Source organism: Sporomusa sp. (assembly GCF_035561155.1).
GTDB lineage: Bacteria > Bacillota > Negativicutes > Sporomusales > Sporomusaceae > Sporomusa.
Genome location: NZ_DATMYD010000156.1, coordinates 1 through 24,404 on the forward strand (window position 1 = coordinate 1; position 24,404 = coordinate 24,404).

22 protein-coding genes are annotated in these 24,404 nt (G+C 43.4%); 17 read left to right on the forward strand and 5 right to left on the reverse strand.

What is annotated here, in order from left to right; translation table 11 throughout:
• Positions 1-189 precede the first annotated feature (189 nt).
• On the reverse strand, positions 190-375 hold the full coding sequence (locus VN447_RS21445) for a hypothetical protein (protein ID WP_325528171.1): 186 nt from the start codon (positions 373-375) through the stop codon (positions 190-192).
• 262 nt (positions 376-637) lie between these two features.
• Here VN447_RS21445 and VN447_RS21450 point away from each other — a divergent pair, with 262 nt between their 5' ends.
• Positions 638-1,447 carry a hypothetical protein gene (locus VN447_RS21450; RefSeq protein ID WP_325528173.1) on the forward strand — a complete coding sequence of 270 codons (810 nt, stop codon included), beginning with the start codon at positions 638-640 and terminating at the stop codon, positions 1,445-1,447.
• Between the two features lie 574 nt (positions 1,448-2,021).
• Positions 2,022-2,417: a hypothetical protein gene (locus tag VN447_RS21455; RefSeq protein WP_325528175.1), complete on the forward strand. Its 396-nt coding sequence runs from the start codon at positions 2,022-2,024 to the stop codon at positions 2,415-2,417.
• A 423-nt stretch (positions 2,418-2,840) separates the two neighbouring features.
• Here the strand turns inward: VN447_RS21455 and VN447_RS21460 are convergent, their stop codons facing one another.
• The 3 genes from VN447_RS21460 to VN447_RS21470 all read right to left on the reverse strand — a co-directional run bounded on the left by VN447_RS21460 (position 2,841) and on the right by VN447_RS21470 (position 5,122).
• Positions 2,841-3,029 (reverse strand): hypothetical protein, encoded by a 189-nt coding sequence (locus tag VN447_RS21460; protein WP_325528177.1) that lies wholly within the window; start codon positions 3,027-3,029, stop codon positions 2,841-2,843.
• An 86-nt stretch (positions 3,030-3,115) separates the two neighbouring features.
• On the reverse strand, positions 3,116-3,283 hold the full coding sequence (locus VN447_RS21465) for a hypothetical protein (protein WP_325528180.1): 168 nt from the start codon (positions 3,281-3,283) through the stop codon (positions 3,116-3,118).
• A gap of 195 nt (positions 3,284-3,478) precedes the next feature.
• Positions 3,479-5,122, reverse strand: coding sequence for a PucR family transcriptional regulator (locus VN447_RS21470; protein ID WP_325528182.1), 1,644 nt, complete (start codon positions 5,120-5,122; stop codon positions 3,479-3,481).
• Between the two features lie 307 nt (positions 5,123-5,429).
• Here VN447_RS21470 and allC point away from each other — a divergent pair, with 307 nt between their 5' ends.
• The 14 genes from allC to VN447_RS21540 all read left to right on the forward strand — a co-directional run bounded on the left by allC (position 5,430) and on the right by VN447_RS21540 (position 21,875).
• Positions 5,430-6,665 carry an allantoate deiminase gene (gene allC, locus VN447_RS21475; protein WP_325528184.1) on the forward strand — a complete coding sequence of 412 codons (1,236 nt, stop codon included), beginning with the start codon at positions 5,430-5,432 and terminating at the stop codon, positions 6,663-6,665.
• 16 nt (positions 6,666-6,681) lie between these two features.
• The gene (gene allE, locus VN447_RS21480) at positions 6,682-7,443 is read left to right on the forward strand and encodes a (S)-ureidoglycine aminohydrolase (protein WP_325528186.1); all 762 of its coding nucleotides are present in this window, start codon (positions 6,682-6,684) and stop codon (positions 7,441-7,443) included.
• Positions 7,444-7,474: 31 nt separating this feature from the next.
• Positions 7,475-8,524: an ureidoglycolate dehydrogenase gene (gene allD / locus VN447_RS21485; RefSeq protein WP_325528188.1), complete on the forward strand. Its 1,050-nt coding sequence runs from the start codon at positions 7,475-7,477 to the stop codon at positions 8,522-8,524.
• Positions 8,514-9,956, forward strand: a complete 1,443-nt coding sequence (allB, locus tag VN447_RS21490) for an allantoinase AllB (RefSeq protein WP_325528190.1) — start codon at positions 8,514-8,516, stop codon at positions 9,954-9,956. Before allD ends, allB (VN447_RS21490) begins: the two co-directional genes overlap by 11 nt.
• Before the next feature lie 32 nt (positions 9,957-9,988).
• Positions 9,989-11,341, forward strand: coding sequence for an allantoinase AllB (gene allB / locus VN447_RS21495; protein ID WP_325528192.1), 1,353 nt, complete (start codon positions 9,989-9,991; stop codon positions 11,339-11,341).
• A 57-nt stretch (positions 11,342-11,398) separates the two neighbouring features.
• Positions 11,399-12,829: an NCS1 family transporter gene (locus VN447_RS21500; protein ID WP_325528194.1), complete on the forward strand. Its 1,431-nt coding sequence runs from the start codon at positions 11,399-11,401 to the stop codon at positions 12,827-12,829.
• 356 nt (positions 12,830-13,185) lie between these two features.
• The gene (locus tag VN447_RS21505) at positions 13,186-14,124 is read left to right on the forward strand and encodes a DUF2877 domain-containing protein (RefSeq protein WP_325528196.1); all 939 of its coding nucleotides are present in this window, start codon (positions 13,186-13,188) and stop codon (positions 14,122-14,124) included.
• Positions 14,121-15,671 (forward strand): acyl-CoA synthetase FdrA, encoded by a 1,551-nt coding sequence (gene fdrA / locus VN447_RS21510; RefSeq protein WP_325528198.1) that lies wholly within the window; start codon positions 14,121-14,123, stop codon positions 15,669-15,671. The genes VN447_RS21505 and fdrA overlap by 4 nt, the downstream gene beginning before the upstream one ends.
• A 1-nt stretch (position 15,672) precedes the next feature.
• Positions 15,673-17,079 (forward strand): DUF1116 domain-containing protein, encoded by a 1,407-nt coding sequence (locus VN447_RS21515; RefSeq protein WP_325528200.1) that lies wholly within the window; start codon positions 15,673-15,675, stop codon positions 17,077-17,079.
• Between the two features lie 11 nt (positions 17,080-17,090).
• A complete protein-coding gene (locus tag VN447_RS21520; protein WP_325528202.1) occupies positions 17,091-18,683 on the forward strand; it encodes an L-lactate permease in 1,593 nt (530 codons plus the stop codon).
• A 5-nt stretch (positions 18,684-18,688) separates the two neighbouring features.
• Positions 18,689-18,844, forward strand: coding sequence for a hypothetical protein (locus VN447_RS21525; protein WP_325528204.1), 156 nt, complete (start codon positions 18,689-18,691; stop codon positions 18,842-18,844).
• 24 nt (positions 18,845-18,868) lie between these two features.
• Positions 18,869-19,882: a carbamate kinase gene (arcC, locus tag VN447_RS21530; RefSeq protein ID WP_325528206.1), complete on the forward strand. Its 1,014-nt coding sequence runs from the start codon at positions 18,869-18,871 to the stop codon at positions 19,880-19,882.
• 254 nt (positions 19,883-20,136) lie between these two features.
• Positions 20,137-21,366, forward strand: coding sequence for an alanine--glyoxylate aminotransferase family protein (locus VN447_RS21535; protein ID WP_325528208.1), 1,230 nt, complete (start codon positions 20,137-20,139; stop codon positions 21,364-21,366).
• A 176-nt stretch (positions 21,367-21,542) separates the two neighbouring features.
• Positions 21,543-21,875 carry a hypothetical protein gene (locus VN447_RS21540; protein ID WP_325528210.1) on the forward strand — a complete coding sequence of 111 codons (333 nt, stop codon included), beginning with the start codon at positions 21,543-21,545 and terminating at the stop codon, positions 21,873-21,875.
• Between the two features lie 214 nt (positions 21,876-22,089).
• Here the strand turns inward: VN447_RS21540 and VN447_RS21545 are convergent, their stop codons facing one another.
• A complete protein-coding gene (locus VN447_RS21545) occupies positions 22,090-23,202 on the reverse strand; it encodes an efflux RND transporter periplasmic adaptor subunit (protein ID WP_325528212.1) in 1,113 nt (370 codons plus the stop codon).
• A gap of 215 nt (positions 23,203-23,417) precedes the next feature.
• Here VN447_RS21545 and VN447_RS21550 point away from each other — a divergent pair, with 215 nt between their 5' ends.
• Positions 23,418-24,056 carry a M23 family metallopeptidase gene (locus tag VN447_RS21550; protein WP_325528214.1) on the forward strand — a complete coding sequence of 213 codons (639 nt, stop codon included), beginning with the start codon at positions 23,418-23,420 and terminating at the stop codon, positions 24,054-24,056.
• Positions 24,057-24,404 lie beyond the last annotated feature (348 nt).

The following is a 24,404-nucleotide window of genomic DNA, read 5'->3' on the forward strand; positions in this document are numbered from 1 at the left end:
GCTATCTTCTCCTTGCTCAAATTCATTTAGGATTGCTAACTTTTCTGCACCGCTATATTGACTCTTTTTGGGCATGAAAATACTCCCCTTTCGGCAACAGGTTTTTTTATTTCTCCTGTCTACCTATTGGGGAGCATATCATTTACTTGAGTTCGGCTTTTTTTATTAAAGTCTTAAAATGTCCAAATATTACATGGTATTCCCGTATATATTCCCGATCTTATAATTCTCAATAATTATATTTAATTGCTTAAAAAGTTCATCTTTTGGCAATTGATTGTTTTCCTTAGCATATTCAACTATGTCGTACAAACAATCATATGATAATCCCGCGTTATGCACTTCTTTTGCCAACTCTACTAACTCTTGATACATTCACTCACTCTCCCTTTGTTACGCATATGAATATTTTACGATATATTGATTAGCGCTTTATGTAATTTAATCAGGGTAAAACCATTATTTTACATTAAATTTTTCTACAAAAGGTTTAATTTTTCGCCTTATTCGTATAACCATCGAATAGATATGTTAAGTAGATCGGAAGGATAATGAGATTATATAGAGAATGGAAATTTATGGTGAGATAAATGTCAGCCAAACACATACAGGGTAAAAAATGATGGAGGGGATTTATATGAAATATTCTTTATTAAAGGTATTAACTGGGGTTATACTTATGGCTTTTTTACTTTTCTCTCATATGGCAAGTGTTGATGCGGCGCGATATACCAAAACTTTAAATGAGAATACAAGAATAACGCCGCCTGGAGTTATAGTGGCAACGTGGTCTAACATACCTAAGTTTAAGAAAGGAACCGTTGTTACGCTTAACGAGTATGGTGAGGTTTTTGAGGGCATATTAGCTGAAGATGTAAAATTGCCATATGAAACTGGTACATCCCAGGATTCTATCAGGACAGCATATACGCCTCTTCCATTCTATGTTTACTCTTATACAAATGAGGAACCAAAATACAGGGTTCTTCCATTTAAGGGTGGCACAAAAGTTACATTCAATGATAAGGGTGAAGTTATTAAGGGTATAATAAGTAGTTCTAAAGAAAGCATCGACCTAAATCAAGCAAACCATATACTAGTATCTGATGGCGAAGTAAGTTTTCATAAAAATGGGATGTTAGCAACGTGTATTTTAGCCAGTGATTCTTATCTACGGCCTGTCGGGTGGCAACAAATTTTAACTGAAAACTATACAGATAGCTCGGCATGTTCGGGTCTTGTTGAATTTAAGGCAGGGAAAGCAATTGTCCTAAATGAGAAAGGCGAAATAGTCAAGGGTACATTAAACAAAGATACCAAACTGCTATCACCAGTCAGTTTTCTGTCATCAGACGGTATTAAGGTTTATGCGGCTGGTACTACGGTAGAATTTGATGATAAAGGTATTGTTGTAAAAGCTTCGAAAAGTATTAGTGCGGTGGATTAGTATTGTTTTGATAGCACGGTTAAGTTAAGTCTAGTTAAATTTTCGTACCAGGCGCACCAGGTAAATTAAGGCTTCCGAGCAATCGGGAGCCTTTTATTATGTCGAGTTAGGGATAGTTATTGGGATATAATAGCAATAAACTTAAAGATATCTAAAGGTCATCGTCAAGATTATTTCGCAAATTAGTTTGCAGCCTCACTGGGTTCCGGCAACGTGACGAAGTCGGGCACACACCAACATGAGGGCAATTTGGTATCCAGCTTCATTGACTGGCGATTGCCACAAGAAAAAAATCGGGGACAGGGATGTTCTAAAACAGAGTCCCTGTAACCGTGTTTTTATTGTCCCTTGTCCTGCTGTAGCTAAATATATAGAATGTGGATGGATTTTCCAAATTGTGCCTGAAACATGTGGAAATGTGATGCTACAACCATTGTTTCGATAGCTCAATAAATTGGACAGACGCGGGTTAATTTTTTTACCTTCATCTCATTATGAGACTAATTATCTAGAAAAATAGGACATTTATCCTGAAATGTGATATATTTAACATATCTGTTAAGTGGAGGTAAACTTGTTTATGGGAATATCTTTGTTTTCTGGCTCTGTTAATCAGAAAGAGGCTGCCAGTAACTTTGAATCTGTTTGTACTATTTTGGAAAATCAAGACTTTAAAAAGTGCATTAATTGTCCTGGATTATGTCTAAAATGTATAAGAAAATTATACAGTATATCTATTGAAAATATTAGAGCTACCAGCTACCGAGTAGTGTACGTATTAAGCGGGAAGATAAAATTATTTTTCCCATATATAAATATAGAAAAGCAACTTAATGATAATGGAATTATGTTGATAGTAAGTGATACGAAGTTTGTAATAGAAGGCGGAAATGAACTTCCTGCAAACTTTATTGTTAGGGACTTACATGAGCTCCCTAAAGAAAAGAGTGTCAAATGTAGTTATGGATAGCTTCGTAGATCCTGTTTATAGCTGAAGTATGGATTAGCTATTATTATGCTGAATGGAGTGATTGGGTGTTTCTGGCTCGTGAGTTGGTTAGGCAACAGCTACTACAACCACCGAGGCGTAGGCGTAATTCTTATTACATCTGGGGCGGGATATTATTAATGATTTCGTTGGTAGTGTACATACTTATCTAAAAGTATAAAAAGTTAAGCAGGCTACTTGGCCTGCTTTTTTGTTTTTACAAAATTTCTTTTCCTTTTGCTTTGCTGTCAGCTAATATGTCGCTCATTATATCGGCGGTACCATATCGCAACCCTTGCGGGTATAAGGTAGCATGGTCTGGTCTCACCCTTGCCGTCAATATATGTACTTTCGATGAAGAAATTAACGCTCTTGTCCACCATTACGCCAGCCGGAATCCCCGGCTTACTTGTAAACTTCACGCTTTATACGCCGCTCTAGCTTCTCTTCCATCCGTTTAACTGCTGATTGGGCAATAGTCCGCTTAGAATACGTCATCTTACCCCGGCATTGGGCGGCATAAGACATAGCAGTCGGCGTCAGCGGTACAATGCAATATTCCTTACCGGCGTCGATAATGGCGAATCGAGGCATAATTGTATCCTCCTTACGCAGTATTTTGGCCGATCAACCCTGGTCCTCGCAGCCTGGTTGCGTACTCAGTGAGCAGCCATTTGCGCTCATGGTAGTCCAGAGTCGTCACGTAGGAACGCGGCTACCGGTTGCAGAGCGGCCAGTAAGCTGATTTCATTCGGGTTTAAGTAATCCCGGACTATGGCATCATCCGGCAGGTTGCGCTCAGCTTTAAGCTGCTTGGCACTCTTGCCAGCCACGATTTGTAATAACATATTCATTTCATTGCTAAAGTGATATCGTTTTATTGGGTCGTGCGCTGATTTAATTGCATCGGTTAACTGTCGGCACTCATATGGGCCTGGTGGCGGGATTGGATCTATTTTGTGCTTACTAAAGCTAGAAGGGGTTGCCTCTTATAGGTTAAAAAACCTATTTTGAGACAACCCCTTATTTTTATCTTTAGTAGTTTAGCGGAGTTTTCGCTGCCGAAGCGCTAAACGTAAGCTAAATAATAGCTCTCTATTACTAAAATCCAAACTGGTTATATCTTGTATTCTTTCTAGACGATTGGTAAGCGTATTGCGGTGAATATATAACTCTCTAGCCGAGTCAGTTAGATTTTTATCACACTCGAGGTATTTTTCTAAAGTTTTTACAAGCTCAGTGCCGTGAACGGTATCAGTATTATCTAATTTCGCTAGGATAGTTCCACAGACATGGGTAAGCAACGAGGTGGTATCGGAATTTGCTAATAAAGAATAGCTGGCAATTTCATGAGGATAGGTAATGTGTCCGGCGCCTTTAATGGTCCGACCTAAAGTCAGGCAGGTTAGTGCGTCCTGGTAGCTTTGGCGGACGGAGCTAATGTCTGTAGCGGCTGTGCCAACACCAAGTGATATTTTTAAAGTATAATTGTCGTGAAATGATTTTTGCAGTTTAGCATATAGCTCTGGGTCGTGTTGGGTTAGTATACCTGTGTATGCTACCAATACAACGATCTTGCCTGTCCGTTCAGAGACTAATGACAAAGGATACTTTGTGCTTACCGTTTGCTGTATTGTCTTGTACAGGCGGGTAGCGATAACCGGAAGGTTTACCTCCTTGTCACTTTCATCGATCTCAATAATTGAGCACTCCAGTAATTTAGCCTGGGCCAATTTTGAGGTAGCTATAATTTCGGTAGTATTTTGATTTGCTAAGTCACCAAACAAAATATGCTCAAGAATATCTCTAGAGTGAAGACGACGGCTTTCAGCTACCGCTTTTTGTTTTAAAAAATCAAGAGCTGCTACGGTGCACGTGTGTTCTAAAGCCATACAATTTATATCTAAGAAGGCATCGGTGGGTTGCAACAGGGAGATATGCCCAAAGAATTCGTTATTCGACATGATAGCAAACGATGTGAGTAAGAGCTCATAGCCTTCAACAGTCAAATGTTGTGTATAGGGCGATTTAGCTTGTGACAGATTTGCCTGTAAGTTTTCCTTGTGCGCAACTTGGTTTAGCAGAATTTTTTCAAGCTGTTTAAAAACTTGCTTATTTACTCCCGGAATACCTTCCGGGAGCCAATGATTAAGGGCTGAGCAGTTGGTATCATAGCAACCAACTGGGCATTGGGTTAATTTGCCCAGGCACGCAATAATAGCATTCAGTCCGCCACCTTTAATGGCTACGTTTGTAAGTGTTTTGTGTATTTCATTGGAACGGTGCAGTAAATAGGATTGTCGTGCCGCAATGCTGCTAATGATCGGATTCAAGATTTCGGCGAAGGACAGATTTATAGGGAGTTCAAGGATAGGCAAGTTAAGTTGGTCAGCTAAGTCTTTTATGATAGGCGGTATTTCTGGAAGAAAACGCTTCGTTTTGATTGCAAGGCCAGCAATGCCGACTGCGGCCAGTTCGCGAATAAGTTGCTCTTGTAAAGCCGGATCGTCTTTAATGGTGTAACCGGTTGTTAATATTAAATCGCCGGGTTTGGCCCAATTGGAGATGTCAGGTGCGTCCATGATGTTAGCTGATGAAACAATATTATCCAGTCCATTAGAACCGGCGGCTAAGGTTACCATCTGATCTTGAAAAAGCTGTAAGACATCTTTAATTGTGAGGTGCATGCTCATTCCTCAGTTCTAATTAATTTTGCCCTTAGTCAAGCAATGAGCATATTCGACAATAATTGTAAAAGTCCTTGCAGAATATACCACAACGAGTGAAATATGTTGTGAGCAATACGAATAATTTGGACTTGAAAGAAATATGCAATGTGCACAGTTGCCCCTAGTTTATTTGCTAACTATGCACTGGTGAAAAAATAAAAAAATTCAGTATAATTAACCTAACTTAAGTTAGCTGGAGTTGTCAAAGCCCACAATTATGATAAAAGTGGCGATTGATATGATGTACTTATGATGGAGGGAAACCATGAGTTCGTTTGATTTTGGACAGGAAACCGAGAAACTTTTAAAATGGCTAGGCGAATTTGGCAAAGATTCCAATGGTGGAGTCTCGCGTTTCCTCTATAAGCCCGAGTGGACGGAAGCGCAAAAGGCGTTAGCGCAACACATGCAGCAGCTAGGTTTTGTTGTTCAATATGATGACGTCGGCAATTTATTTGGACGGCTAGAAGGAACCGTATATAAGGACGAAACCATTTTAACAGGTTCACATGTGGATACCGTAAAAAACGGTGGGTTATATGATGGTCAATTTGGAATAATCGCTGGGATTATTGCGCTTGAATATTTGAAAAAAGAGTATGGACAACCGCTGCGTAACATTGAGGTAGTATCCATGGCTGAAGAAGAAGGCAGCCGATTTCCTTATGCCTTTTGGGGAGTAAAAAATATTCTGGGTATTGCCAAGCGTGAAGAAGTGGAAGCAATGGTAGATTTTGAAGGCATAGCATTTACTGAGGCCATGCGCAAAGCCGGATTTCGTTTCCGGCCGGAAGGCAGTGCCGTACGTAAAGACTTAAAAGCATTTCTGGAAGTTCATGTTGAACAAGGTGGCGTGTTAGAGGCCGAAAAAAAATCGGTAGGAATTGTTGAACATATTGTAGGCCAGCGACGCTTTACCATTGAGATTACCGGAGAAGCCAATCACGCCGGTACAACACCAATGGGTTACCGGAAAGATGCTGTCCTGGCAGCCAGCCGCATTATTTGTGCAATTATGGATATAGCGAACAGTTATGGCGATCCACTGGTGGCCACGGTGGGCAAAGTAGAGCTTAAACCCAATGTTGTAAATGTTGTGCCAGGCAAGGCGTTATTTACATTAGATACCCGCCATACGCATAAAGATGTTTTGGTTAAATTTACCGAAGACGTGACTGCGAGAATGCAGGAAATTGCTGTTCAAGCAGGTGTAGAAATCCATATCGATATGTGGATGGATGCAGACCCGGTTCCTATGGATACCGGTATCGTAGAGGTTATGAAAAAACAATGTCAGAAAAACGGACTGAGTTATAAGATGATGCATAGTGGGGCAGGACATGACTCCCAGATTATGGCTCCGGTAATACCGACCGCAATGTTGTTTGTACCAAGCCATAGAGGCATCAGTCATTCGCCATTAGAATATACCGATCCCCGTGACTTAGCAGAAGGGGTAAAAGCACTAGTGGGTGCACTATATGAATTAGCTTATAAATAAAGGAGCGAAGAAACAAATGGGATATCCAAAAGATTTGCTGATAAGTAGGGCTGTTGTAAAGCATGGCAGCTATGCAATCGTACCGCCAGAAGGGCTGGTAAACAATGTGATACCAGGTTTTGAAGATTGCAAAGTTTCGATTCTGGCTTCTCCTAAAATGGGTGCAAGCTTTGTACATTACTTAGTTACTATGGATAAGGCGGGCAAGAATACCCAGGGCTTTGGTGGCGCAGAAATAGAAACCTTTGTCTTTTGCATGGAAGGAAAAATAAAAGCCTATACCCAGGCACAAGAAGCTGTTTTGGAAGACGGTGGCTATATGTACTGCCCTCCAGGCGAAAAGTTGTATTTAGAAAACCTGGCTGATGGTGAAGCCAAGCTAATTCTTTACAAACAAAAGTACGAAGCGCTGGATGGCGTGCAGCCCTGGGTTGTTGTCGGCAATGTCAATGAAATAGCCGAAAGAGTCTATGACGATATGGAAAACGTCAAAATCATTGATTTATTGCCAACCGATTTGGCGTTCGACATGAACATGCATATACTTACTTTTGAGCCTGCGGGGAGTCATCCCTTTGTAGAAACTCACGTACAGGAACATGGGGCTTATTTATTCTCTGGGGAAGGCATGTATTATCTGGATAATGAATGGATACCCGTTAAAAAAGGAGACTATATTTGGTTTGGTCCGTACGTGCCCCAGGCCGTTTATGCAGTAGGCCGCGAGAAGTTATCTTATCTTTATTCCAAGGACTGCAATCGCGATGCAGCTTTGTAGGATATAAATACTAATATTTTGAGGTGCTGACATGAGAATAACAAAAGCTGAATTAAAAGAGTTAATGAAAAGAAAATTTTGCCGCGCAGGATTGAAAGAAGACCATGCGGATATTGTTGCTGATGTACTAGTACATGCCGACGCCAGGGGAGTTCATTCTCATGGAGCCATGCGGGTAGAATATTATGCCGAGCGAATTTCCAAAGGCGGAACAAATACCAATCCTAACTTTACATTTACTAAGACTGGTCCGTGCAGTGCCATATTTGAAGGAGATAATGCCGCAGGTCATGTTGGCGCTAAGCTGGGCATGGATGAGGCCATTAAGATGGCCAAGGAAACAGGTGTCGCAATTGTTGGAGTCCGTAGTATTGGCCACAGCGGGGCATTGTCTTATTACGTGCAACAAGCTGCCAGAGAAAAATTGATTGGGATTTCCCTGTGTCAGTCTGACCCCATGGCTGTTCCTTACGGTGGCGCCGAGCCGTTCTATGGTACTCATCCGATTGCCCTTGGTGCGCCCGGCAGCGACGGTCGCATGATCACCATTGACATGGCTACTACCATAGGCGCCTGGGGTAGAATCCTGCACGCCCGCTCTAAGAACGAACAGATACCGGAAGACTGGGCTGTTGATGAAAATGGCGTGCCTACTACCGATCCGCACAAGGTAAATGCGCTAGTGCATATTGCCGGCGCTAAAGGCTATGGATTAGCCATGATGGTGGATATTCTATCAGGAGTACTCCTCGGACTCCCATATGGCAACAAAGTAACCTCCATGTATCATGACCTCAGTGAAGGTCGCAATTTAGGCCAACTGCATATTGTAATCGATCCGGCCTATTTCACTAATGCCGAGTCTTTCCTGCAAAATATCACTAACACTATGAATGATTTAAACAACCTTAAGCCGGCAACCGGCTTTGCTCAAGTCATGTACCCCGGACAGTCCAGCGGCATTCGGGAAGAAGCATATGAGCGCGATGGCATTGAGATTGTTGATGATATTTATAATTATCTTATTTCTGATGTAATACACAACAATGCCTACGATAATAAAGGGGCTTTTGCCAAATAAACAAGCCTTAGTGGTAATTAACGTGTACCCTCTGTCAAGGACAGATAAGGATATTGTTAAGGGAGGTCTTACAGTGTTTAATCTGGTTATTAAAAACGGCAGGGTTGTAACATCAGACAGAATCTTTGAGGCAAGCATCTGCATCAGTGACGGTAAAATAGCAGCAATAGCTGAACCGGGTGCTTCGGTAGAAGCAGACGAGGTTATTGATGCGAAAGGGAATTATGTTTTTCCAGGTGCCATAGACAGCCATGCCCATCTGAACGATCCGGGCTACAACTGGAGAGAGGATTATTCCCACGGTACAGCAGCTGCAGCCGTGGGAGGCTTTACTACAATTGTTGACATGCCCCTTCAGAATGAGCCTGCACTTACCGACGGCAACATTTTCGACAAGAAGCTTGAGCATGTTTCGCCAAATGCTTATGTAGATTATTGCTTCTGGGGCGGTCTTGTAGATTACAATCTTGGTACGTTGAAGGAACTTGATGATAAGGGCTGTGTCGCCTTCAAATCCTTTATCGGTCCAGTTTCACCGGATTACGTATCTCTTTCGATTGGACAAGCGAAAGAAGCGATGGAAATTTTGAAGAGTGTCGGTGCCCGTGCCGGTTTCCATTGTGAAGATTATTCAATAATCAAATGGGAGGAGGCAAGGGCAAAGCGGAAGGAAAAGCATGACTGGAAGGATTTCCTCGGGTCAAGGCCTGTCATAGCTGAACTGATTGCAACGCAAAACATTATCAGCCTGGCAAGGGAGCTTGACGCAAAGGTCCATATCTGCCATGTAAGCCACCCAAGAGTAGCGCAAATCATAAGGGATGCCCAGCTTGACGGTGTTGATGTTACCGCGGAAACCTGTGGACATTACCTCACATTTTCAGATCAAGATGTAATTAAAAACGGCAGCTTGTTCAAGTGCGCACCGCCGCTGCGCGAAACCTCTGCAGTAGAAGAAATGTGGAAATATGTAAATGACGGTACGTTAAGCTGTATCGGTTCAGACCACTCACCCTGTGAACTCAGCGAAAAAAGTGAGGAAACTCATGGAATATTTGGTGCCTGGGGTGGAATTAGCGGCATCCAGAACACAATGCAGGCAGTTTTTAGTGAAGGTGTGGCAAAGCGAGGCTACAGCCCAACAATACTTGCCAAATCATTAAGTGAAGGACCGGCAAGAGCTTTCGGAATATACGGAAAAAAAGGCGCAATAGCAGTAGGATTTGATGCAGACCTTGTTATCCTGGATCCTGAAAAGGAATGGGAAATCACTCCTGAGTCATTATATTATGTTAATCAAATTTCAGCATTTGTTGGATTGAAGGGCGTTGGACTTCCCGTTTGCACAGTAGTCAGAGGCAAGGTTGTAGCAGAAGAAGGCAGGATTGTTGGTCAGAAAGGCTTTGGACAACTCATAAAAAAAATTAAATAAAAATATCAAAAAAATAGTAAGGAGGGGATTACTTGAACAAGCGTTATGATGTACTCATTCGAAACGGGATTATTGTTTGTCCGGATGGCATGAAAAAAGCCGATGTTGCTGTTTGTGATGAAAAAATTGTAGAAATAGCAGAAGAGATATCCGGTGATGCAAAAGAGACAATCGATGCAGCAGGAAAGTGTGTACTTCCCGGCTTAACAGACGGACATGTGCATTTTAATGACCCCGGAAGAACCGAGTGGGAAACAATCACAACCGGAAGCAGTGCTCTGGCAGCAGGCGGCGGCGTTGCGTATTTTGATATGCCGCTTAATTGCAGTCCATGCACGCTTGACGCCAAAAACTTTAATGCTAAGCTGGCTGTGGCCCAGAAGGATTCCTTGGTTGATTATGGCTTCTGGGGTGGGTTTACTCCCAAAAATTTAGACAAATTTGAAGAACTTGCGGAATGCGGTGTAATAGGATTTAAAGCTTTTTCGTGCTTTAGCGGCATTGACGAATTTGAAAGAGCGGACGATTATACAACTCTTGTGGGCATGGAAAAATTGGCAAAGCTTGGATTGCCGTTAATGGTGCATTGTGAGAATGCCGAAATCACAAGAGATTTGACTTCGATTGCGCTTGCAAATAACAAAACAACAGTACGGGATTACTTCGCAGCGCGTCCGCCAATTACGGAGATAGAAAATGTCTCACGCATGATTGCGTTTGCCGAGGAGACAGGCTGTAAATTAATCATTGCGCATATCAGCACAGCCAAGGCGGTTGAGCTTGTTACACAGGCAAGAAGCAGGGGAATTGATGTCTGCTGTGAAACAATTGGACATTATTTAATTCTTACAGATGATGATGTAGAGCGGATGGGAACAGTGGCAAAATGCTCTCCGCCGATTCGCGATACTAAAAACCAAACCAAGATGTGGGCAAAACTGTTAAACGACGAGATAGCCTTCGTTTCCTCAGACCATTCGCCCTGTGACCCTAAGCTGAAAGATGGGGAGTTTTTAAAGGTTTGGGGTGGAATCTCAGCTTGCCAGACAACGCTTCCGGCCCTACTTACTCATGCCCACCATGATCGAAAGGTTCCACTTGAGGATATTGCAAAATTAACTTCGCAAAATGTTAACGAGATATTTAGAATTCAAGGTAAGGGAAAAATTGCTGTTGGCTACGATGGGGACTTTGTATTTGTAGACTTGGATAAGGAATTTACATTACAGGCAGAGGATCTTTTCTATAAGCACAAGGTAAGCCCTTATGTTGGTGACCGCTTCCGGGGCACAGTGACACAAACAATTCTCAGGGGAACAACTGTTTTTAAGGATGGTAAGATTGTATCAAAGCCAATTGGCAAACATTTAAGACCTATTTTATAAACCGATTCATTCTCAATAGTACGGAAAATGAAAAAAAAGAGAAGGTGTGGTCTTACGATGTATACAAATTCAGAAGGTAGCGAATCCAAAACAACCCAGGTCCAACATGATATGGGTGTGGATGAATCACTAAGCCCGAAACCCGAAGCGGGTAGGACTGTAGGTCCCATAGACTACATGTTTATGTGGCTTGGCGATGGCGTTAATTTAGGTAATATGACGCTTGGATCGAGTTTGGTTGTAGCCGGAATTGCAACGTTAAACATCTTTCAGACATTTGCCGCAGCTATCATAGCAATTGGTATCATTTCAGCAGTATTTACTTTCAATGACAGGCTCGGATATAGAACGGGAATACCCTATGTTGTACAGCTTAGAATGTCCTTCGGGATGAAAGGCTGTGTCGTATCATCACTTCTGCGCGGCATACCTGCTATCATCTGGTACGGTTTTCAAAGCTGGATTGGCGGTACTGCCTTAAATGAAATTGCCAAGATAGTTACAGGCGGCACCTTTGATAATATTTTTGCCTGCTTTGTAGTCCTTCAGGTGGTACAAATTGTGCTATCACTCTACGGTTTCCATGCTATCAAATGGGTTGAATCGGTTATATCTACTGTTATTATGCTAGCGCTTATCTATGTATTTGGCATTCTTCTGACTTCCCACAGCGCTGTTATTGTAGAGAAATGGGTTCATGCAGAAGGCACATGGGGCTTGCCATTCTTTGCATTCATCATGATGTTTATGGGAAATTATGCAGCTATCTTTTTAAGCGCAGCCGATTATTCAAGAGAGTTAAAAGCTGGTATTAGTGACGCAAATCGCGGGTTTTTGTACTTTGTACCTATTGTTGTTGCGTACGGCTTCGTACTATGCATCGGCGCAATGCTTGCTTCGGCAACCGGCATCTCTAACCCTGTAAAGGCATTCGCAATAGTTATTGATAACTCTTATATTACCTTCTTTGTATCCGCATTTATTGTTATGGGTGCGGTTGCCGTAAACATGGTTGCCAATATTATTCCGCCGACCTATGTAATTACATTGATTACAAAACTAAAATATAAAATGGCTGTTACCATATCCGGACTGCTAGCGCTGGGCGCATGCCCTTGGGTGCTTGTACAGGATTCTTCGGCAGAGGGGCTTGGACTGTTCATTCTCATATACTCCGCATTTTTGGGGCCGATAGTTTCTATCTTATTAATCGAATATTATCTATTAAGAAAACAAAAAGTCAATGTTGCAGATTTGTACAAGGAAGACGGTCCATTTGCCGGATATAATCCATGTGCGATTCTTGCAATGCTTATCGGTGCCGGTGCCGCCTTTATGAAAGTGGAACTGGCCTGGATTATCGGCTTTGTTGTGGCAGGTATTTCGTATATTATCCTAATGAAGTTTGCATTTAAAGATTCAAAATTCAAAAAGGGTACAATATTTGAGGAAAAGAATGTAAACGTGATGACCCAATCCAATCTATAAAGCAGTCCGTACTAGTTTTTCCAATAATGACAGACTCCAGTGGACAGTAAGCGGTTAAGGGATACATAGTCACAGGCTCTGACCTGAAAAGGGGTTGCCTCTAGTAGGTTTACAAAACCTATTTGAGACAACCCCTACATTTATCCAGAAAGAAAGTATAACTTTCCCTGGATAAGGGCTACATCGGCTTCCACTTTCGCCAAGGGCTCGGCGCAAGCCGTGTTTTCTTTATGTCACAGGGATGCAACTAGCGGATGTGCATTGTGCCTAACGATTATGCGTTTATCTGGTGCAATTGCACTATGAGTATAATTAGAAAATTCATTATAATAAAGCTCAAGGAAGGTGATATAGTTATGCTACTACTTAATGCTGCCGCAATTTCAGAAGATCTCCTTTTGCCAGCAAAAGGTACGATTGGGCAGATAAAATCAATCCACTGTGACTATATCAATATTCTTACTTCCGACGGAATCGTCGCTTTGGTCCGTTCTGGCATGGATCATATTCCCTTTGGTATAGAGGTGGACATAGCTGGCGGGTGGCTCAACACTGAGCTGAAGCAGCCGCAAGAGGTACTTTACCTTGCCGACTCTATTATCATTGGTGAAGTCTTGACAGTACACGGCTTGCAGGGTTGTCCACGATTTTCCTGCCAATCTTCTTATGATCCTTTAATAGGTGCAGTGGATTTTTTGCCGCGCTTGCGACGGTTACGACAGCTATGTAATGACTCCAATAAGGAGGGCGGCATTTTGGCTTATATCGGTCAGTGTGATGCCGAAATGTTCTGTTGGCGTAGACAAATCCCTTCTTTGACAGAGGCTAGAATACCGCAGTTCGTCAATATGCTGACTACCGGTATTCTAGAAAATAAGGAGTACTTAATTGGCGAAGGTATAAGCGGCCTGCTTGGTGTAGGACCAGGCTCAACCCCTTCCGGAGATGATTTTCTGCTGGGTTTTCTCAGTGGTATCGTCCACGTACGGCCAGAGCATTGCAAACAAGCGACAGAAAAAGTGATACGGCATTTGGTATGCAACGCCCCCAGCTTAACCACCTTTATGTCCGTTGAGTACATCAAGTATGGTGTAAAAGGCTTGTATCATCAGCGGTTTGTTGAAATGATTCGTTCGTTTAGCGCCGGCACAGAGCAAGAAATGATTAATAAAGCCTGTAAACTAATGCAATTAGGACACTTTTCTGGTGTAGATTTATTAGTAGGTTTCGTGTACGGCGGTTTTACCGCGTTAGCTGCAGGTACAATCGCCGATGAGAAAGGAGTCAGCAAATGAAAATCCACAATGTTGTTCGAAAAAATAACTATTATGATTCAGTTACCCTCATGCTTATTTCCAAACAGCTAAAACAGGTAGAAGGCCTGGATGATGTTTCGGTTATGATGGGGACACCTGCCAATCGGGTCATTTTGCAAGAGGCTAATTTATTAGGGTCTGAGGGAGCGGCTGCCGGCCCCAATGATTTAATTCTAGCATTCCGGGCTCCGGAAGATATTGATGTGCAGTGGGTCTTAAGCAAAATAGATGAGCAGATGGGGAAGAAAGCTGCGGCCGGCAAAAACGCCGATCAGATGGTCATACGTTCCGCTATAAAAGCTTATCAGGAGGACCCTGACTCGAATCTGGCATTTATTTCTGTTCCAGGTGAATATGCGGCGATTGAAGCAGAACGAGCGTTAAAATATGGAAAAAATGTATTTTTATTTAGTGACAATGTTACTATTGAAGAGGAAGCCTATCTGAAAACAATAGCTGCCGAAAAGGGCTTACTCGTTATGGGGCCTGACTGCGGCACCGCGATCATTAATGGTAAAGGTATTGGTTTTGCTAATAAAGTAAAATCAGGGGATATTGGTCTGATTTCAGCATCGGGTACCGGTTTGCAGGAAGTGATTTGCTTATTGGATGCTATGGAACTAGGAATTAGTCACGCCATTGGCACCGGTGGCAGAGATTTAAAAGAAGCGATTGGAGCAGCTACTATGCTGCACGCGATAGATATATTAATTAATGATAGCAATACCCAAATTCTTGTTCTTATCTCCAAGCCACCGGCTCAATCGGTAGTGGAAAAAATTATGGCAAAGTTGGCCGGGACTAGTAAAAAGGTTGTTCTCTGCTTCCTCGGCAGTGTTATTGAAAATGCACCAGCTAATGTAACGGTTGCCGCCACTTTAGAAGAAACGGCGTTAAAAACGGCGCTGCTTAGCGGTAAGCAACCGGAGTTGCTAACTGCTGAAGCCAAACTTATTGGCTGGGCGGAAGAGGCTAGAGCTCACTTGGCTCCCGGACAGCAATACGTGCGTGCTCTGTATGCCGGCGGGACCTTGTGTTATGAAGCAATGTTGGTATTAGGCGAAACGCTTGGACCCATATATTCAAACATTCCTTTACGCAAGGAACTGCTGACGCACGATGTTATGGTAGCAGGTCAGCATACGGCCATTGATCTGGGGGATGACCAATTCACCATGGGTAAACCGCATCCTATGATTGATGGATCGCTGCGCAATGAATATATTATGAAGGTTGCGAATGATCAGCAAACCGCCGTTTTATTGATGGATGTGGTAATTGGCTATGGGGCGAGTGAAGATCCGGCAGGGGAATTAGTTCCAGTAATCGAAAGCGCCAAACAAGCGGCTGCTGCTAGGGGCAATACCTTGGCGGTAGTGGCATATGTATGTGGAACTAGCCAGGATGAGCAAAGCAAGGAAGCACAAGTTGCTAAACTACAGGAAATCGGAGTGGTGGTTACCGCGACAAATGCCGAAGCGGCTAGACTGGCAAGAACGATAGTCGGAGAACGGAGGAATAGCTGAGATGTCAAATAACTTGTTGAATCAAAAACTAAATGTTGTAAATGTTGGGTTGGAACTTTTTTCTCAGACGCTTGGCAAACAAGATGTGCCAACAACACATGTTTCCTGGCGTCCGCCGGCTGGTGGCAATAAAACGATCGCTAAACTACTGGATAAGTATGAAGAACGGATTAACGCAGCTAATGAAATAGTAATCAAAATGTATAACGATGCACAGCCGATACTTACCGGCGTCAAACCGGCGCATACCGTTCTGAAGGGTCTGACAAGGGAAACGATTTTGCACGCCGGACCACCTATCCAGTGGGAGGACATGTGCGGGCCGATGCAAGGCGCAATCTTAGGCGCTGTACAATTTGAGGGTTTGGCTGAAAATGACGAGAAAGCCGTGCATTTGATAAAAAGCGGCCAAATAAAACTAGCACCTAACCATCATCACGGCTCAGTCGGGCCAATGACAGGCATGATCACTTATCATATGCCGGTATTCGAGGTTAAAAACGAGACTTTTGGGAATGTGGCGTATTGCTCGATTAATGAAGGACTCGGCAAAGTAATGCGGTTTGGAGCTAATGACCCAGAGGTAATCGAGCGACTGATCTGGTTTAGAGACAGTTTAGGGCCGGCCCTCGATCAAGCCGTAACGTTATGCGGCGGAATCAATCTGAAGGTCATTATGGCCCAGGCTGTAGCTATGGGTGATGAGATGCACCAGCGTAATATTGCTGCTTCTTCCTTATTTGCCAGAAAAATCTGTCCGCAGATTGCTCGGCTTGCTATGGATAATGACGAGAAAGCCAAGGTTACCAAATTTATCTGTGACAATGATCAGTTTTTCCTCAATTTGGCCATGGCTGCCGGTAAATCCATGACTGATCCGGCAAAAGGCGTAAAAGATAGTTCGATCGTTACCGTCATGTGCCGCAACGGCACCGAGTTTGGCGTCAAAGTGGCAGCAACCGGTGAAGAATGGTTTACTGCACCGGCCAATATGCCGGAAGGTTTATATTTCCCAGGATTTGGCCCGGATGATGCCAATCCGGACATGGGCGATAGTGCAATCATTGAAGTTATTGGTCTTGGGGGTATTGCCATGGCGGCCTCCCCGGCGGTAGTGCGGTTTGTGGGAGCTGGTTCGCAAGAAGATGCTGTTCGCTATACCAAGGAAATGGGTGAGATCTCTTATGCAAAGAGTACTCAATTCTTATTGGCCACAATGAATTTTGAAGGCGTTCCGCTGGGAATTGATATCCGCAAGGTTGTTGAAAACAGTATTGTACCGGTTATTAATACCGGCATGGCGCATCGAAAACCGGGTATTGGTCAGATTGGAGCCGGCGTAGTTAAAGCTCCGTATGGATGCTTTGAAAAAGCATTGGTGGCATTCGCCCAAACATTGACAGATTAGGGGGTCGACTTATGTCAATTAATTTATTGCAGTGGTTGGCCGCCCTAGTGCCGATTCTGGTGCTATTGGTGCTCTTGCTTCGCTGTAAATGGGGTGGTGATGAAGCGGCGTCAGCTGGACTGTTGTTTTCCATACTGATTGCGTATCAGGTTTTCGGCGGCGGGGTAGATATGATTGCTTTGGCCGTTGCCAAGGGGATGTGGTACTCGCTATCCATCATTTTAGTGGTATTTCCAGCCTTAATTATCTATGAAGTGTCAAGAGAATCAGGTGCATTTGCGGTAATTCGCGCCGGGATGCAGCATTTTACGCCAGATAAGGTACTTCAAGTGCTGGCTGTTGGCTGGATTTTTGTCGGTTTTCTGCAAGGGATTACCGGCTTTGGCGTCCCCGTAGTTGTAGGGGCACCGCTGCTCATCAGTATGGGGGTCAAACCGCTAACAGCTGTGCTGATTACCATGCTGGGGCAGGTATGGGGTAATACTTTTGGGACTTTAGGGATAGCATGGGATGGATTGGTAAGCCAAGTGGATGTAAGTGACCCACTAACCTTCAATCGAACAATACTTTGGTCTACTGTAATGTTGGGTATAGTTAATTTAATTGCAGGACTACTTATTGCTTGCTTAGCCGGCGGCTACAAGGGGATGAAACGTAATGCGGTCACAGTAATCCTGCTGGGTTTGTTGCAAGGGGTAGGGCAAATGGGGTTGGCATTGCTCAACCCGATGTTATGTAATTTTGTTGTCGTATCACTGTCGTTAGGCTTAATTTTTTTCATCGGCAAACTCGACTATTATCGCCAACCAGCAGAGCTACATGATCCTGCTGAAGAAAAGCCTGATGAAAGTGCAGTTGGTAATAAAATGAGTATTCAGCAGGCGTTTATTCCTTATCTGTTTTTGATTGTACTTGCGGTTACTGTGTTATTAAATGACAGTGTAAAGAGTTATCTCGGGCAGTGGAAACTCGCATTAGCTTTTGCCGGCAAAACAACGTTGCTGGGCTTTGCTACACACAGCTATCCTGCCTATGCGCCGATTGCGCCGCTCATTCATTCCGGGGCCTTCCTACTGTTGGCGGCAATAATTGGATACGTATGCTATGAGCGGTGGGGCTATATACAATCAGGCGGAATACAGCGCATTATGAAAAACTCGCTGAATAAAACGATACCTTCAGCCATCGCGGTTATTGGTTTGATCGCTATGTCGAAAGTAATGGATGAGACCGGTCAGACTACGGTGTTGGCCCAAGGCGTCGCGGCAGTGACAGGCGGAATCTACCCGGTACTTTCTCCGTTTATTGGACTGTTGGGAACATTTATGACCAGTAGCAATTTGTCTTCCAACATATTATTCGGCAGTTTTCAACAGAAGGTAGCACTGATGTTACAGATAGATAAAGCACCGCTTTTGGCGGCGCAGACGGTGGGTGGTGCTATCGGTAGCATTATTGCCCCCAGTAAAGTATTGTTGGGAACAACGGCGGCAGGGATATTGGGACGGGAAGGCGAGGTTATCAGTAAGTTTTTAGTCGGGGCAATGCTGCTTTGCGCAGTATTTGGCATAGTTATCTTTGCATCATATCAATTCGGGTGGTGAGGAAAATGCGACAGTTAGTGGTTTTCTTACCTGTGTTTATCATCTTTGCTTTTCCGTTATTGTACTTTGGCGGTCATCTGGGCAGCAGTGTATGCTCCATAGCAGGGATATTGGTTTTGTTCCTGGGGATGTCAGGGCCGCTTATTAAACGCATCATATAATTATGAGAGGTAAGGGTGGAGAATATGCAGAAAGGTATTTGTGTAGTAGCCATCGGCGGCAACGCAATTCTTAGTGAGACAGATCAGGGAACGATTGATGAGCAAATTGAGAACATCCGAATTGTTTGTACAAAAATAGTCGGACTAATCCAGCAAGGTTATCAGGTTATCGTTACTCACGGTAATGGGCCGCAGGTGGGGCAAACCTTGCTCAGGCATAAGCTGTCTGCCAATATTGTTTCCGAGGGAACACTCGATGCCTGTGGCGCAGAGACGCAAGGGTTGTTAGGGTATTTGATACAACAAGTATTGCGCAATGAACTGGATAAGGCTGGATTATCTTTAGATGTAGCTGCTATTGTTACACAGGTACTGGTGGATAAACAAGATAAAGCCTTCCAAGACCCAACCAAACCAATTGGCCCTTTCTATTCAAAGGATGAGGCCGAGGAAGTTTCCCGGAAATACGATAGGAAAATTGTCGAGGACAGTGGGAGAGGCTACCGCATGGTAGTTCCATCACCCATACCGGTGGATATTGTCGAAAAAAATACAATTCTATCATTGCTAAAATCCGGAAATGTGGTTATAGCTGCCGGTGGCGGCGGCATACCTGTTGTCAGACAGGATAAAGGCTTGGTGGGCATAGCGGCCGTGATTGACAAAGATGCGGCTTCGTCGCTCTTAGCTAGGATGGTTGGTGCGGACTACCTCCTGCTGCTGACCGGAGTTGAAAAGGTATGCGTAAACTATCGTAAGCCGAATGAAAGCCAATTGGATTTATTGCCGGTATGGCAAGCAGAAAAATATTTAGCAGAAGGCCAGTTTCCGGAGGGGAGCATGGCTCCTAAAATCAGGGCAGCAATCGAGTTTGTCAAATTTGGCGGCACGAAAGCTATTATAACCGACTTAAGCAATATTGGTGCGGCATTAAAAGGTGAAACCGGAACTGCTATTGTACTAGGTGATCAGGCTCAAGTGGCAGGATATTCAGGTGCTATTGCAGAAAAGACAGCGATGGAGTCTTGTGTGATGTAACTATATCATACTAATTTTTTAGTGATTTAGATAATGTATAACAATTATCAGTATAAGACAAGGAAGCAGGATGTGACTGAAAAAGTCACGTCCTGCTTCTGCATACCTTCATTGTATTCTCTAAAAAAACATTTCGTTAAATGTATGGAAATTATAGTACACTGCCGATAATTATTGATTGACTGTCTGTAACATAAGCCGACTGTGTCGGCTCTTATATAAGAAGAAATAGGTATAAAAGGAGACAAGATAACATGTATAAAGACTTGAATACTTCAGTACGTACCCTGATGACACCAGGCCCGGTTGAGGCCGAACCAAGAGTGTTAAGAGCCATGTGCACCCCCATATTAGGACAATTTGATCCGGAGTTTACTGAGATTATGAATGAAACTATGGCGATGATCAGGTCAGTGTTTCAGACCGAGAATCAATGGGCTTTTCCAATTGACGGCACTTCCCGGGCTGGTATTGAAGCTGTTCTCGGCAGCATTATTGAGCCTGGCGATCGGGTGTTGGTTCCTATTTATGGGCGTTTTGGTCAACTGCTTACGGAGATAGCCGAGCGTTATGGTGCGGATGTAGTGAATATCGAGACCGATTGGGGGCAGGTGTTTAATCCGCAAGTGGTTATTCAAGAAATGCAGAGAATTAAGCCCAAAATTGTGGCAATGGTTCACGGAGAAACTTCAACCGGTTGTATGCAGCCGTTACAAGAGATTGGTGAAGCATGCCGGGCACTGGATATTCTTTTTGTAGTCGATGCGGTTGCCACGATTGGCGGAACAGCAGTGAAGGTGGATGAATGGAAAATTGATGCTGCCATTGGTGGTACCCAAAAATGTTTATCTGTTCCTTCCGGTATGGCACCGATTACCTTCAATGCCAGAGTGGAAGCTATATTATTAGAACGTAAGAAAATTGAAAGAGGCCTTGCGGATCCAAGTACCTATCATAAGCTGCAAGCACGTGTGATTCGCAGCAACTATTTCGATCTCAGCCAGCTCATGGACTATTGGAGTCCGGCGCGGTTAAATCATCACACCGAAGCTACGTCGATGTTGTATGCGCTGCGGGAAGGGTTGCGTATTGTGTTAGAGGAAGGACTTGAGGTAAGATTTGCCAGACATAAATTGCAGGAGCAAGCTCTGGTGCAAGGACTTAAGGCTATGGGGCTGGAGATTTACGGTGATCCTAATTGTAAACTACCTGTAGTTACTTCGGTCAGCATACCGGCAGGGATAGATGGTGAGTCGGTTCGTCATAGGCTGCTGCATGATTTCCAAATCGAAATTGCCAGCTCGTTTGGTCCTCTAAAGGGGAAGATTTGGAGGATAGGTTCCATGGGCTATAGTTGCCGCAAGAAAAACATTCTGCATGTGTTAGGCGCGTTAGAGGCTGTGCTCATTAGACATGGCGTAAAGGTATATGCTGGCCGAGCTGTACAAGCTGCGCTAGATGTTTATGACAACCTAGAAGGATAATACTGATAATTGGTAATAGCCGTTTACCTATTTAAATACTACTACATTCATTTGTTCTAGCTAGCTAACTAGCTAGAACTTTCTTTTTTTGTTTAGATACGCTTGAGCACATTACATAAAAAAGTGAATATTATACATCAGGTAAAAGCCAAATAAATTTGTAAAGGAGAATGTATATGGGTTTCAAAAAAGATGAACTTTTGGGCTGCGTAGGAACAGTCAATATACTGTTGGATGATCGAGTTGTACTGCAAGGCCAGATTATAAAAAACTGTGAGGATGACCGCAAAAAGGATTGCCAACCACAAGTTAACGTTGAAGTGGAAAGTGAGAATGAGTTTATTACGTTAGAATTAACTTGCGATGCTTTAGTAATAAGAGATAACGCTGACTTAGAAGTCATTTCGCCCACCCTTTTTCAGGAGGGAGATAGAGTAAGAATTAATGTCTCGGAAATTTCCGCCATTGGTCCTAGTCACGGATGTCCTGAAGAAGAAGAAGAAGTATAGCAAAAGGGTAATACAAATCAGTGTTCGTAGAGCCGGCTTGGTAAGAAGAGTGGCGGCAAGGTCATAGATATCATGTAAAAACAGTCAGTTTGAATTACAGAGCCGTGGGTCGAGGGTTCGAATCTCTTTGTCAGCTCCAGTAAATTCAAGCCTTCCGGCGATTTGTCGGAAGGCTTTTTAGGTGCAGGAAGGCAATACCGGATTTAATTGCTTTTTACTGTATCACAGTAATAGTATCGCCGTCTTTTATGTCTTTCGGGTTGCTTGTTATGACCATGCTTTGTTGAGGTAGGAGAGAGGTGATTTCTGTGAATTCACCGATGGTTTCCCCGATACTTATTTGTTGGATTATCGCTTTACCAGTGGTCGTTGTGTATATAAAATTTTTGCCCTTGTCGTCTTGGAATATTGACGCTGAGGGAACTGCGGGGACTATGACTGAGGTGCCAGTGTCTATACGAACATTAACAGACATACCGGACTTAAGTAAACCGGCTGGATTATTAGTGAGTTTAATATGGGCAAGGAAGGAAGAAATCTGGTTCGCTTCAACTTGAGGATAGATTCCGGAAATTTGACCCACTATAGTTTGTTGCGATACTTCTATTGCAGCTGGTGTACCTAAATGGGCCAGATACAGATCATTTTGGTCCAGATGAACGACAACCTCTACTGCTTGACCACTTCCTAAGGAAATCAGTTGTTGACCAGCCTGCACCGTTTTCCCGGGAGCAGTGGATAGACCGGTTACGATACCGTTGATGGGTGCGTTAATAGTAGCGGAGCCATTTATGGTGGCGTTAGAGGACTGCATAGTGTTCGGGGTGTTGTTCAAGCTTGCTTTGGCTTCTTGTAGATGGGTAATGGCAAGATCTAATTGCCGTCGTGGAATACCCCCAATTTCGAACAGTTTTTGATAGCGGTTAAATTCTTCTAGGGCTTTGTCATAATTGGCTTGTGTTTGTTGAGAAGCTCCGATAGTTTGATTTACTGTTGGTTCTGAAGATGCCTGGAGCTTAAGTAACGGCTGGCCGGCTTTGACTGCCTGACCTTCTGTTACATATATTTCACTGAGCTGACCAGAAAATTCGGCATTAATAGGGACAGATGTCGAGTTTTCTATGGAACCCGTTCGCACGATGTGTATTGGCTTATTTATGGTACCTAATGGTACTGCAGTGATGTTAACTGGCATTCGAGGCTTACTGTATTGGGTCCAAAGTGAAACTGGAAGTAGATTATAACTGGTAGCTAATAGTAATGCTACTGTGAATAACAGTGCGGTTAGTGCAACGATAATACAATATTTTTGCGGAAATTTTTTCACATAGGTCACCTCCGATAATGATAAGGGTGCAGTTAATATGTTCTCACTTTTCACTTTTTGCGTCAAGTGTTGGCGCAAAAAATGAAATTAACTACAAAATGGGACGATAAAAAAACAAATTTCCGTTATAATGTAGATTGACAGGTTCTTTGAAATGCTGTGCTATCTAGAGTACTTAAAGAAAACGTAAGAGTATCGAGGGAGGAAATACTGGGATGCATATTCCGCACGAAATTAATAAGCAGAAAGTAGGCAGTAGGCGGATGACAATTATTTCTGTAAAATGGATTGTTTCGCTAATATGCTTACTTATCATATTTTTAATAGGAGTTTTCGCAAACGATCACCAGACACTTAGTGCGGGGAGTAGTGCTGCAGCTGAGGTGGAACCTATCCGGAATAGTGGGGGTGGACAGGCTCAAGACATTGAAAGAATGGCGAGGAGTACTGATAAGCTAGCGACTCAGCCTACCATTTGGCCGACTAGTGGAGCGGTTACCTCTGGCTTTGGCTCGCGTAATTCGCCTTGGGGTGGTGGGAGTGAACAGCACCAAGGGATTGACATTGCCAATAATATGGGGACACCTATTGTTGCTACTGCTGATGGGGAGGTCGTTCGGAGTGAATGGTCTGAGGGCTATGGCAATATTGTGCAAATTGATCATGGTAATGGCATTGCGACTATTTATGGGCACAATTCCCGCATAGTAGTAAAGGTCGGTCAAAGTGTGAGAAAAGGTCAGGTTATTTCTTATCTTGGTAGCACGGGGAGAAGTACAGGCCCACATGTTCATTATGAAGTTAGAGTAAATGGCGCCGCTGTTGATCCTATTAGCTTTATGGTTCTATATTAATTTGTATTAAAATCAAAACTAGCACAACAAAACGCTGCAGCTGGTCAGGAAATAGCCGCCACAGCAGGGGAAGTAACTGAATCGATGAAGCGAATCTCATCGGAGAGCAACCATCTTGCGGCGATATCAAAAGAACTGCAAGCTGCTATCGATAAATTTTCCAGCTGAGTAACGCAGTTTAGCTGGATGCTTCAAGCCTTAAGGATAAAAAAGGGGCTGTCTCAATAAGAAATTGAGGCGGCCCCTAAATTTTTGAAAAAAATACGAGAGGCAGGTTCCGCAGAACCTGCCTCTCAGTGTAAAATTAAACTGCCATGAAAAACCTTACACACATAAATCCTACACCAA